The sequence below is a fragment of the Actinomadura sp. HBU206391 genome (genome assembly GCF_014323665.1).
GTDB lineage: Bacteria > Actinomycetota > Actinomycetes > Streptosporangiales > Streptosporangiaceae > Actinomadura_C.
This window is the reverse complement of sequence record NZ_JABVEB010000007.1, coordinates 1-11,949: the sequence shown is the minus strand read 5'-3', so window position 1 is coordinate 11,949 and position 11,949 is coordinate 1. Positions and strand designations below refer to the sequence as shown.

Genomic DNA, 11,949 nt, shown 5'->3' with positions numbered 1-11,949 from the left:
GCTCGTGACCTCTGCGACCGCCACCTATCTCAGGGCTTCGGACGGCTACGCCTGCGCCGCCGGACTGCTGCGATTCGCGACCCCTGGTGAACTCGACGCCCTTCTCGGCCACCTGCGTCACGACCGGGCCGGTCGCGCGCACGTCAGCCACGGGATGCCCAACCGTATGATCGCCGAGGCGATGCTGCGGCGCCCGGATCGCGGTCTGCTGCTGGAGACCATGCGAGACTCGAGGCTGGCCGGCGACGCACTGTCCGACCACACCTCCAGCCTGCTGGGCCGTCTGCTCGATCTCGACGACCCTGAGATCAACCTCGCGCTGTACCTCTCCGACCGCGTTCCCCGGAACCTGAGGCGGCAACTCGCCCACCAGACCTCCCGCCGGGACGGCGTCTCACCGGTCCCCCTTCCCGCGCGGCTGTGGGAGCTGCTTCATGAGGCCGACGGGCAGGGGCGGACGAGCAGGCTGCTGCCCCCTCTTCTCCACTCGGCCGACCCCGACCTGGCCGATCACGCGCTCGGCGCCCTGCGCCGCGGGACCGACCCGCACGGCGCGGTACGCGCCTGCCGCACCCTGCTCGACGCCGGTCGGCGCGCCCGGCTCCGGGAACTGCTCGAACTGGACGCCCTCCCCGAGGAGCGGTGGGGACCCGAGGATTCCGAGCCGGGCGTACGGGCGTACGTCAAGGCCGCCCTGGCCGGCGAGGACGGCGCAGCGCGGCTGCGTGAGCTCTCCGAGCGGGTGAGACGGCCCGAATGGCTGCGGTCGGCGGCCGAGATCGCCGACACGATCGCCCGGGAACCCTGGCGCCAGGAGAGCCCGGCGCTGGTCCGCACGATCGTGGATCGGCGACACCCCTCGATACCCCGGGTCGACTGGCCGGCGGTGCTGGCCGACGAACCGCGCCGACGGCGCGCCGACGGGCCGCTCCCCCGGCCAGCGGCCCGGGTGATGGCGCAGCGCACCGACACCCCGCCGGAGTTGCTCCGACTGGTCATCGCCGACCATCCGGCGCTCGCCTCGCTGATCTCCGACCCGACGCCCGAACTGCTCGCGGCGGCCTGCGAGCACCTCGCGCTGACCGGCACGCAGACCGTCGTCAACGTCGCCGGGAACGGCCTCGTCGCAGGCACGCTGACCGCCGAGGACGTCATCGAGCTGCTGCCCCCCGAGCCGCTCGCCCTCTTCGCCGAGTCGCTGTGGCTGCCGGGAATGCGCGGCACCGCGACGGTGCGTGCGCTGACCGGCCGGATCGGCGACGTGGTGCTGCGTCCCTTCCTCGTCGACGAGACCGGGCAGGGTCCGCGCCGGCGGCTTCGCGATCCGAAGGTGCGTGCGCACTGGGATCCCACGACCATCTACGGCAGGCAGGTGGCGGCGGCGCTACAGCGGCACGGGGACGAGCTCACCGCCGACCAGGTGCTGGAACTGGTGACCCCCGACGCGGTGCTCGCGCCCGTCGGCGACGCGATGCCCGACCCGAGGGTGCTCCGCCGGCTGGCCGAGCTGGTCCACCTGCACCTGGGCGGCCGGCCGGAGGCCTGGATGGTGGCGCTACGGCTGTTGCGGGACGGTTTCGTCGGAACCCTGCCCGAGCTGCTCATGACCTCCGGCGTGGTGGGCGGTGAGAACGGCTGAGGGTCACCACGGAGTGACGCGGTAGTCCTTCAGGAAGCACCCGTACAGCGGATCGCCCCGCTCGCCGCGCACGATCGGGTCGTACAGGCGCGCCGCGGCGTCGACGACGTCGAGAGGCGGCCGGAATCCGGCGGCGGTGCGGCGGTGCCGGTCGGGCTCGGGCTGCTGGTCGGTGAACCAGCCGGGATCCACGCTGGTGACATAGACGCCATGGCCGGCCAGCTCGTCGGCGGTCGTGCGAGTCAGCATGTTGAGCGCCGCCTTGGCCATGTTGGTGTGCGGGTGCTCTGGGCCCTTGTACATCCGGTCGAACTGCCCCTCGACGGCCGAGACGTTCACGACGTACCGCCGAGGCCACGGTGAGCGCGTGAGCAACGGACGCAGCCGGCCGAGAAGCACGAACGGGGCAGTGACATTGATCAGCTGCACCTCGAGCAGCTCGACCGGGTCGACCTCGTGCACCAGCCGGGTCCAGGAGTTGACCGGCGAGGGGTCGGGAAGCAGCCCCGCGACGTCCACGATTCCCGGCACCGCGCTCAGCGACCCCTCGTCCGGCCCTACGGTCGGCGTCACCTGGCTCCCCTCGCCCGCGGGCCGTACGAGCCGCTCCGCGAAGCCGGCGGGGCCCGCCACGGGCAGCGCGTGGTCCGGCGACTCCGGCCCCGATCCCGCCCGAGCGGAGAGCGCGCCCGCCCGAGCGGAGAGCGCGCCCGCCCGAGCGGGCAGCGCGCCGGCCGCCCGCTCGGCGGCGATCAGCGCCGCGTACGACTCCGGCGGATGGCGCAGGGTCTGCGCGGCGAGGTTCACCAGGATGTCGAGCGGCTCCGCGGCCGCGACCTGCTCATCGCACCATCGCACCACGGCGGGGAGGTCGCGCAGGTCGATGCCGGTGACGGTCAGCCGGTCCCGCCACTCCGCGTGATCGTCCACCGCGGCGAAACGCCGCCGGGCGTCGGAGGGGAAGCGGGTGAGCGCGGTGACCGCCGCGCCGTCGCGCAGCAGCTTGAGCACGAGCTCGAAGCCCGCCTTCACCCGGCCGCCGGTGACGATCGCCCGGCGACCGGACAGGTCGGTGCGCGCCGACCTGTGGCTCCTGTTCTCCTCGGCGCACGGCGGGCACAGCCGGTGATAGAAGCCGTCGATCTGCCGGAAGTGGGCCTTGCACGCGTAGCACGCCAGCAGGCCGCCGATGCGACGAGGCCCGTCCTCCGTCCGAAGGTGCGCTTCGTCCGTACGGCGGGGCGCGACCGGCCGCCGAGCCGGCGGGACCGGCGCTCGGCCTTGCGGGACCGGTGCGCTCTCCACCCCCGAAGCCGGTGCGGGAGCGTCTTCCACCGGCCGCGACACCGCCGGCGCCCCCTCCTGCCGGTCGGTGGCTCCGGTGGCCGTGCCGGCCAGGACCGCGGCGTCCGCCTCGGAGCGTCGCCGTCGTTCCCCGGCCTTCTGCCGCCCGCGGGTCTTCTTCACGAAGACGCTCACCGCTTGCCGGACGCTGGCGAGATCCGGGTCGTCATGGGGGGCGTCGGCCAGCTCGGCGAGCACTCTCAGGCAGGTCCGCACATCCTCGTCGCGCATGGCGCCATTAAATCCAGTGATCTCGGGGGCCGGGTCCCGGTGTACTGGTATCCGGCGAACGTGTACTGGTATCCGCGAAAACGATGAGGGAGACCTGACGTGACCATCGCACCGGCTGAGTTGCGCGCCACGCCGCGTTGGCGGCCGACCGCGACCTACCCGGAGCGGCCGGCCGACCGGCCCAGCGGGTCGGCGCTGGCCGGCTTCATCGACGCGATGATCGATCTGGGCATCACCGGTCAGGTCTTCGGCGAGCACGGCATCGGCAAGACCTCCACGTTCTTCACGCACGTCCGCGAGGCCTACGACGGCGTCCGGCTGGTGTACGTGCCGGCCGCCAACCTCACGCCCGACGACCTCCTCGTGAACGCACCCGTCCGGCAGGGCGATGAGCTGGTGCTGCGGCAGCTCATCATGCGGCAGCTCAAGCCCGGTCATCCGTTCGTGCTGCTCATCGACGACTCGCTGCAGGCCGGCGACACCATCCAGTCGCAGCTGATGCAGGTGGCCTGCTCGTGGACGCTGGGCGAGCACGACCTGCGCGCGCTGGGGTGCGTCGGTGTCTTCCTCACCGACAACGAGTCGCTCAGCGAGACGGCCGCCCGCCGCAGCGACCTGGCGATCCTGGACCGGATGGCCACGCTCCAGGTCACAGCGGCCGACACCGCGTGGCGGGTGGCGCTCGCCCGCCGGTTCCGCGACCTCGACCTGACCGGTGTCTTCCGCGTGTGGGCGTCGCTGTCGGCCGAGCAGCGCCGGCTGCTGTCCCCGCGCACGTTGGAGCACGTCCTCGACTGCGCCCTCGCCGGGTTCCCGCTGGTCTGGGGCCTGCCGCTGCTGAACGGCGACCGGCTCGTGCTGCCGGGTGCCGGCGCCGGCGGCACACCGGGAACCGACGAGGCCCCGGCGATCCTGGAACGCATCGCGACGGAACTGCGCCGGGCGGGCGCGGACGTGCCCGATCCGGCGCATGTGCCCGACGCGGTACGGCGGGTGGTCCGCGCGGCCCTGCGCCACCGCTGGACCGTGCTCGTCCAGGGCCCGCCCGGCTGTGGCAAGACCGAGGTGGTCAAGGAGGTGGTGCGCGAGGAGCTCGGCCGCGACCCCCTCTACTTCTCGCTGCCCGTCACCAATGTGGAGGACCTCTGCGCCCCGGTGCCGACCGCCGACGGCACGCTCGACAACCTGCTCGCGCAGTCCTTCACCGGCCCGGGCGACAAGGCCATCGTGTGGGACGAGTACAACCGGCCCAAGGACAAGGCGACGTTCGCCCGGCTCATGGAGATCACCCAGGAGTGGTCACTGGCCGGCCGCCGGATCGAGGGACTGCGCGCCCAGATCGCGCTGCAGAACCCTCCGTACCACCTCGGCCGCAAGCTGCTGGTGGCGCGCAACACCATCGCGCAGGCGTCCCGCTTCACCGTCTCGCTGCAGGTCACCCCCGACGACATCCCGGCGAACGAGTGGCTGATCGGCCGCTACGGCGGCGTCGCCGAGACCGTCCTCGAGTGGTGGAAGAACGACATCGACGACGAGGGCCGGGAGTGGATCACCAAGCGCACGCTGGAGCGGCTCATCAAGCTGTACGGACGAGGCGTGCCGCTCGAGCTCGCCAAAATCTATCTCGGCGACGGCGAGTACGCTCCCGTACCGCTCATCGACCTCGAGGCGCGGCTGGCGTCGCGTCAGGTCACCGGCCTGCGCGAACTGGCCGCCGACGTGGACGCCTGGGCGGAGCGGCTGCGTCAGGCCGCCGACGACGGTCCCGAGGGCACGGACGCGACCGACGTCGTGCACCGCGTGCTCGCCAACTCTGAGCTGCCGCAGTTGCGCGAGCACCGAGGCACCGTGGCCCGGCTGGCGCCGCTGCTCCCGCCCAAGCTGAAAGCCACCTACCTCATCGGCGCCGCCGGCGACAGGCAGCGGTTCTGGATCGAGGTCTTCACCCGACGGTAGCCCGGCCGGCGGTCAGCGGGACTTCTCGACCATCTCGGCCGTCGGGTCCCGCAGGTCCGGGTCGACGCGCTCGAACAGCACCATGATGAGCACTCCACCGAGAACCATCAGCGCGGCGCCGACGCGGAAGGCCATGACGTAGCCCGAAGTCACCGCGACCTCCGCGGGCACGCCATGCCGGATCTCGTCATCGGCGTACCGGAGCGCGAGGGTCACGAGGACGGCGAGTCCGAGTGCGCTGCCGATCTGTTGCATGGTGGTCTGCACGCCCGAGGCCAGGCCGGAGTCCTGCACCGTGACCTTGTGCAGCGCGGCCGTGGTGGCGGCCGGCATGGTGGCGCCGGCGAACACCCCGAACACGATCATTCCCGGCAGGATCCCGCCGACGTAGGACGTGCCCGGCTCGATCATGCTCGTCAGGAGGAGCCCCATGCCGGCGCCGATGAAACCGATGCCGGTCACCGCCCTGACGCCGATGCGCGGAGTCAACGCGGTGCCCAGACCGATGCCGATCCCGATCGCGAACCCGAGCGGCAGCCAGGCCAGCCCGCTCTTCAGCGGGGAGTAGCGCAGCACGTGCTGCTCGAACAGGGTCAGCATGAAGGTGTAGGAGATGAACGCCGCCATGAAGAACAAGGAGGTGGCGTTGATGACCGATCTGGTGCGGTTGGCGAAGAACTCCAGCGGGATGAGCGGATTCTTCGCGCGCCGCTCGACGACGAGCATCGCGACGAGCAGGCAGGCTCCGGCGAGGAGCGGGAGCACCACCGTCGCGGACCCCCAGGGGTGCTCGGCGGCCTGCAGCAGCCCGTAGACGACGGCGAAGAGACCCGCGGTCGAGGTGATCGCCCCGGTGACGTCGAGCCGGTGGTCCTTCTCGCGCACCATCCGGCTCTCGGCGACCAGACGGGGCACGAGCGCGAGGACGACCACGGCGACCGGCACATTGATGTAGAAGATCCAGCGCCAGGACGCCAGATCGGTCAGGACACCGGAGATGACATAGCCCAAGGTGCCGCCGACCGCCAGGAGCCCGCCCCAGATTCCCAGGGCCTTCGTCCGTTCCTTCGGATCGGTGAACAGCAACGCGATCAGGCCCAGCGACGCGGGGGCGGCGATCGCCTCGGCGATCCCCTGACCGACCCGGCCGGCGACCATCATCCCCGGCGAGACGGCGGCACCGCACGCGATCGACGACACCGCGAAGACCACCACGCCGGTCAGCAGCAGCCGCCGCCGGCCGAAGAAGTCGGCCAACCGGCCGCCGAGCAGCAACAGCCCGCCCGACATCAACACATAGCCGTTGACGACCCACGCCAGCCCGGCCTCGGTGAAGCCGAGGGACTCCTGGATCCGCGGCAGCGCGACGTTCACGACGGTCATGTCCAGCAGGATCATGAACTGCAGGCCCGAGACCAGGGCGAGCACCCACCACCGCCGGGGATCGAGCTGTGGGGCCTCGGCACCCTCCGCGGCCGAATTCGAGTTCACCGTGGTCACGCTGGCTCCCTTGAAGATCGATTCACCATGCCGCCGTCGATGTCCCGCGGGCGTGCCGTCAGGGACCCAACAGGCCGACCGCGTTGCCGTCGGGGTCGTTGAACACGGCCATCCGCCCCATGCCGGGCAGGGCCTGCGGGTCCAGTGTTCGTTCGCCACCGAGTTCCTCGGCCCGCGCGAGAGCGGTGTCGAGGTCGTCGACCTGGAAGTACACGACGATCCCCGGGGTGTACGGGCTGCTCGGACCGGCCTGGCCGATCCCGCCCATCGGCCGGCCGTCTTCGCCGCCCACGAGCGTGTAGCCCTCCTCCGCCACGACGTTCATCGCCCAGCCGAACATCTCCTCGTAGAAGCGTCGCGCCCGCGCGACGTCGGGAGAGCAGATGTCGAACCACGAGGGTGCTGTGCGGGGTCCGGTCGGTGTCATGAGGGGTCCTCCTGGCAGGGCGGTCGTACTCGGTCGAAGGGGAGACTCCCGCCGTGCGGCAGAATCATCGCTTGTGAGCGAAATTTCTTCGCAGGCCGCGGCCACGGCGACGGAGTGGGCCGAGGACCCCGACCTGGCCCGGGCGCGCGACGGGGACGACGCCGCGTTCGCCCGCATCGTGGAACCGCTGCGCCGGGAGTTGCACGCCCACTGCTACCGGATGCTCGGCTCGACCCACGACGCCGACGACGCCCTGCAGGACGCCCTGCTGCGGGCGTGGCGTGGGCTCGCCCGCTTCGAGGGCCGCAGCTCGCTGCGCTCGTGGCTGTACACGGTGGCGACCCGCACCTGCCTGGACATCGCCCTGACCCGCGGCAGGCGGGCCCTGCCCGTCGACCTCGGCCCGTCCAGCGACCGCGCCGTGATCGGCGACGCCCCGCTTGCCGACGTCGCCTGGCTCGGCCCCTACCCCGATGCGGGCCTCACCAATGATCTGGCCGGCCCGGACGCGCACTACGAGCAGCGCGAAGCCGTCGAACTCGCGTTCGTCGCCGCCCTCCAGCACCTGCCGGGCAACCAGCGGGCGGCGCTGTTGCTCTTCGAGGTCCTCGGCTTCTCGGCCGCCGAGATCGCCACCATGATGGACACCACCAGCGCGTCGGTGAACAGCGCCCTGCAGCGTGCCCGCCGGATCGTCGCCGAGAAGATCCCCTCGCCCACCCAGCAGCAGACGCTGCGGGAGATCGACGACGCTCGCCTTCGGCACATCGTCGCCGAGTACTCCGCCGCGCTGGAAAGCGGCGACACCGACGCCATGGTCGCGCTGCTGACCGAGGACGTCACCTGGTCGATGCCGCCGCTCGCGGGCTGGTACCACGGCATCGAGGCCGTCGCCGACTTCGCCGCGCGGGTCCCGCTCGCGGAATGCGGAAACTGGCGCAACGTCCTGGTCAGCGCGAACGGCCAGCCCGCCGTGGCCTCCTACCTCTGGGACGAGGACGCCGGCGCGCACCTCGGCTGGTCGATCAATGTGCTGACGCTGCGCGCCGACCGAATCGCCGAGATCACCTCGTTCATCGGTACCGAGCACTTCCCGCCCTTCGGGCTGCCCGCCACGCCGCCCTGACCATCATGACCCGCGCTCGGCCGTTCAGTCCGCCGACGAGGGCCCGCCCGACGACGGCACGTGCGAGCTGGAGGAAATCTTGATCGGCCCGATGCGACCGACCGATCCGACGACGGTCGGAGGCTTCACACTGACGGGCCGACTGGGCGAAGGCGCCCAGGGGGCGGTGTTCCTCGGTGTCTCAGGCGCAGGCGAGAAGGTCGCGGTCAAGCTGCTGCACCCCTGGGTCATGCACAATCCGACGGCGCTGCGGCACCTTCGGCGCGAACTCGCCGCCGTGGAACGGGTCGCGCCCTTCTGCACCGCACGCATCCTCGCCTCCGACGCGACCGGAGACCTCCCCTACATCGTCAGCGAGTACGTCGACGGGCCGTCGCTGCAACAGGTGATCAGCGAAGGCCGGACCTTCGCCGAGGCCGACCTGGCGCAGCTCGCCATCGGCACCGCCACCGCGCTCGCCGCCATCCACGAGGCCGGAGTCGTGCATCGCGACTTCAAGCCGGGCAACGTGCTGCTCGGTTCGGACGGCCCCCGGGTCATCGACTTCGGGATCGCCCGGCCGCTCGACGCCACGGCCGCGACCATGAGCGGGGCCATCGGCACGCCGTCCTACATGGCTCCAGAGCAGCTCGCCGGCGCACCCGCCGGGCCGCCACTGGACCTGTTCGCCTGGGGGTGCACGATCGCCGCCGCGGCCAACGGGCTGCCGCCCTTCGGGGGCGAGAGCATTCCCGCCGTCATCACGAGGATCGTGCACAGCCCGCCGGACCTGGGCGGCCTCACCGGCGACCTGCGCGAGCTGGTTTCGGCCTGCCTGGACAAGGACCCCGAGCGCCGGCCGACCGCGTTGCAGGTCCTGTCGCGGCTGCTCGGGGACGCGCGGCAGCGCGATCTGCTGGAGTCGGGGACGACCACCGCGGCCCGGCTGAGGGCACCCCTCCAGCAGCGGCTCCCCTCGCCGGGGCCCCCGCCAGGATCTCCGCAGAACGCTCCACCGGGCCCTCCACCGGGTTTCCCATCGGGCCCCCCGCCGGGTTCTCCATCGGGCCTTCCAACGGAGCCGCCGTCTCCGTATCCGCAGCGATGGGCCGCGGGGCCGCCGTACCCGGCACCCGGCCCGCGACAACGATCCGGCGCCGGACGGGCCGGCGCCATCGCCGGGGGCATCGCCGCCGCCGTCCTCGTCATCGGCGCCACGACGGCCTTCGTGCTGAACGGCGTGCTGAACGACGGGGATCGCTCCGGCACGGGCGGCGAACGGGCGGGCTCGAGCCCGAGCCCGGCGCCGACCGGACCGTGTTCCTACCTGCCGCCGGCCTCCGACGCGCAATCCGTCCAGCGGAACTCGGGCACACCGCCCCCTCGGCCCGAGATCACCGGGACGGTCCGCGCGACCCTGACCACCGACCGTGGCGTCATCGTCATGGACCTCGATGCCGCGAAGGCGCCGTGCACGGTCAACTCCTTCACCTACCTGGCGCAGCGCGCCTACTTCGACTCCACGCAGTGCCACCGGCTCAGCACCGTCAGGGAGCTGCGCGTTCTGCAGTGCGGCGACCCGAGCGGCACCGGCACGGGCGGCCCCGCCTATCGCTTCGGCGACGAGAACCCCGCCGGCACGAGCTACGTACGCGGCACGGTCGCGATGGCCAACACTGCGCAGCCCGACACCAACGGCAGCCAGTTCTTCATCGTGTACGGCGACATACCGCGGCTGGAAGGGAACTACACCGTCTTCGGCAAGGTCGTGTCGGGTCTGCAGGTGGTCGATGACGTGGCCCGGCACGGCACGGACGACAGCGAGGCGCGCGGCGCCGGACACCCCAAACAGAAGATCACGATCCAGCGCGTCACGCTCACGCCGCGGTCCTGACCCCTCGCCGAAACCGCCGGACGTACGGAAGACCGCATCGCGGATCGGCCGCCGACATTCCTGCGGCGCCCGATCCGCGTCCCACCCGCTGCGGTCCGCTACCTGAGCCGGGCGAACAGCCGCTCGGCGGCGGGGCCGTTCAGCTGGATCCGGTTCGGGTCGGGCGGATAGACGCGCACAGGCACCGTCACGAACGTGGCACCGCCGGGCCCGGTCACCTTCGCACCACGGGCGATGGCGTACATCGTCTTCAGATCGAGTCCCGGGTCGGTGGTGACCGACCTGTCCACCGCCTGCAGGAAGGAGTAGAGCCGGGCCGGGTCGGTGAGCCGGTCGCCGGCCCTCGCGAGCATGGCGGCCAGGAACCGCTGCTGGTTCTTGACCCGCGCCAGGTCGGATCCGTCCTCGATGCCGCGGCGGGCGCGCACGTAGGCCAGCGCCTGCTCACCGTCGACGATCTGCCGGCCGGCCGGCAGCCGCAGACCGGAGTACCGATCGTCCACCGCTCTGGGCAACCTGATCTCGACCCCGCCGAGCGCGTTCACCATGCTCTTGAACCCGGAATAGTCGATCTCCATGGCATGGTCGACATGGACGCCGGTCACCGACTCCACCGTCTTCCACGCGCAGGTCAGCCCGCCTGTGAGGAACGCCGAGCCGAGCAGGTCGAGGCGACCCCGCAAGGCCGCGCCTTCGGGCGACTCGCAGGCCGGGATCCGCACCATCAGATCCCGGGGCAGGCTGACCCCTCTGAGGCTCTTACGGTCCGCCGAGAGGTGCAGCAGGATCATCGTGTCGGCGCGCGCACCGGAGACGCCGTGGCTGCGGTCCGAGCCGACCACCAGCACGTTGAGCGCCTTGTCCTGCTTCACCGGACGGGTCCCCGGCGGGGCCTGCACGGAATGGTCTCCACCCAGCAGCACCGTGGGGGCGACCGCGAGCGCGGCGGTGACGCCGGAGACCAGCGCGAGCGCCGCCCAGGTCCGCCAGGAACGCTGCCGCAGAGCGAACCGGCGCCTCGTGCCGATCTCGTCCAGCAGCCGCCCGCGTGCGTGTGCGGTGACCTGTGCCGAGGCCGGCCGCTCCTGCGCGAGCACCTCGCCCACCATCGTCAGCTCATCCATGAATCTCCTCGCCCCCTTCCCGACCACGCGGATCTCCCAGCGCAGCGCGCACCTTCCTCCGCGCCCGGCTCAGCCGGGAGCAGACGGTGCCGTACGCGACATCGAGCGCCTCGGCCACCTCCTCATAGGTGAGGTCGCCGAGCGCCACCAGCAGCAGCACGTCGCGGTCTCCGCGCGCCAGATCGGCCAGCGCCGCGCTGAGCCGGAAACCCGCTTCGGACGCCGTGACCCGCGCGGCCACCCTGTCCTCGTGGCTTTCGGAGTCCGGATCGACGCCCACCCGCGCCAGAGCGCGATAACGACGCATCTCGTCTCGGCGGTGCCGGCTCACCAGCCGGGTGGCGATGCCGTACAGCCAAGGCCGTACCGAGCCCTGTGCGGAGTCGAATCGACCGCGTTTCCGGAAGGCGACCAGGAAGGTCTCGGCCGCGATGTCGTCGGCGGCGTCGGCGCCGAGCCGCCGGTCGACGTACCGGTGGATCTCTGCGAAGTACCTGTCGAAGATCTCGGCGAACCGCTCGGGTCGCGATCTCGACGCCTCGATCAGTTCGGCGTCGTCGCGCACGAGAGGGTTCGGCACGACGACGCGGGCCTGGCCCGTCATGCGCGGCTCCCGTCCGGCGGGTGGTTGCGATGAGCCGCGGTCCCGCGGCGACGATTGACGCTCACACACGTACTCGCCCGCAACGCCCGTGACCCTTCTCGCGCATCGGGCCGGGCCGGGCCGGG

General features: G+C 71.9%; 9 protein-coding genes. 4 read left to right on the top strand and 5 right to left on the bottom strand.

The window, feature by feature from the left end:
- The first annotated feature begins 4 nt into the window (after positions 1 to 4).
- Positions 5 to 1,639: a hypothetical protein gene (locus tag HKK72_RS05260; RefSeq protein ID WP_187233092.1), complete on the top strand. Its 1,635-nt coding sequence runs from the start codon at positions 5 to 7 to the stop codon at positions 1,637 to 1,639.
- A gap of 3 nt (positions 1,640 to 1,642) precedes the next feature.
- On the opposite strand, the gene HKK72_RS05255 is transcribed toward HKK72_RS05260, so the two are convergent.
- Positions 1,643 to 3,214 carry an SDR family NAD(P)-dependent oxidoreductase gene (locus tag HKK72_RS05255; protein ID WP_187233091.1) on the bottom strand — a complete coding sequence of 524 codons (1,572 nt, stop codon included), beginning with the start codon at positions 3,212 to 3,214 and terminating at the stop codon, positions 1,643 to 1,645.
- A 99-nt stretch (positions 3,215 to 3,313) separates the two neighbouring features.
- On the opposite strand from HKK72_RS05255, the gene HKK72_RS05250 reads away from it, so the two are divergent.
- A complete protein-coding gene (locus HKK72_RS05250; protein ID WP_187233090.1) occupies positions 3,314 to 5,170 on the top strand; it encodes an AAA family ATPase in 1,857 nt (618 codons plus the stop codon).
- A gap of 12 nt (positions 5,171 to 5,182) precedes the next feature.
- Here the strand turns inward: HKK72_RS05250 and HKK72_RS05245 are convergent, their stop codons facing one another.
- Positions 5,183 to 6,670, bottom strand: coding sequence for an MFS transporter (locus HKK72_RS05245; RefSeq protein ID WP_315987085.1), 1,488 nt, complete (start codon positions 6,668 to 6,670; stop codon positions 5,183 to 5,185).
- Between the two features lie 58 nt (positions 6,671 to 6,728).
- Positions 6,729 to 7,097, bottom strand: coding sequence for a VOC family protein (locus HKK72_RS05240; RefSeq protein WP_187233089.1), 369 nt, complete (start codon positions 7,095 to 7,097; stop codon positions 6,729 to 6,731).
- A gap of 73 nt (positions 7,098 to 7,170) precedes the next feature.
- On the opposite strand from HKK72_RS05240, the gene HKK72_RS05235 reads away from it, so the two are divergent.
- Positions 7,171 to 8,223, top strand: coding sequence for a sigma-70 family RNA polymerase sigma factor (locus HKK72_RS05235; RefSeq protein WP_222720357.1), 1,053 nt, complete (start codon positions 7,171 to 7,173; stop codon positions 8,221 to 8,223).
- 91 nt (positions 8,224 to 8,314) lie between these two features.
- Positions 8,315 to 10,096, top strand: coding sequence for a protein kinase domain-containing protein (locus HKK72_RS05230; protein ID WP_187233087.1), 1,782 nt, complete (start codon positions 8,315 to 8,317; stop codon positions 10,094 to 10,096).
- A gap of 98 nt (positions 10,097 to 10,194) precedes the next feature.
- Here HKK72_RS05230 and HKK72_RS05225 read toward each other — a convergent pair whose 3' ends face one another.
- Complete coding sequence (locus tag HKK72_RS05225) at positions 10,195 to 11,220, bottom strand: LCP family protein (protein WP_187233086.1); 1,026 nt, start codon at positions 11,218 to 11,220, stop codon at positions 10,195 to 10,197.
- Positions 11,213 to 11,824 carry an RNA polymerase sigma factor gene (locus tag HKK72_RS05220; protein WP_187233085.1) on the bottom strand — a complete coding sequence of 204 codons (612 nt, stop codon included), beginning with the start codon at positions 11,822 to 11,824 and terminating at the stop codon, positions 11,213 to 11,215. The genes HKK72_RS05225 and HKK72_RS05220 overlap by 8 nt, the downstream gene beginning before the upstream one ends.
- Positions 11,825 to 11,949: the final 125 nt, after the last annotated feature.

Excerpts from the sequence above, each read along its gene's own strand:
- HKK72_RS05255 (WP_187233091.1), bottom strand. The coding sequence starts at position 3,214 with ATGCGCGACGAGGATGTGCGGACCTGCCTGAGAGTGCTCGCCGAGCTG.
- HKK72_RS05240 (WP_187233089.1), bottom strand. The coding sequence starts at position 7,097 with ATGACACCGACCGGACCCCGCACAGCACCCTCGTGGTTCGACATCTGC.
- HKK72_RS05230 (WP_187233087.1), top strand. The coding sequence starts at position 8,315 with ATGCGACCGACCGATCCGACGACGGTCGGAGGCTTCACACTGACGGGC.
- HKK72_RS05225 (WP_187233086.1), bottom strand. The coding sequence starts at position 11,220 with ATGGATGAGCTGACGATGGTGGGCGAGGTGCTCGCGCAGGAGCGGCCG.
- HKK72_RS05220 (WP_187233085.1), bottom strand. The coding sequence starts at position 11,824 with ATGACGGGCCAGGCCCGCGTCGTCGTGCCGAACCCTCTCGTGCGCGAC.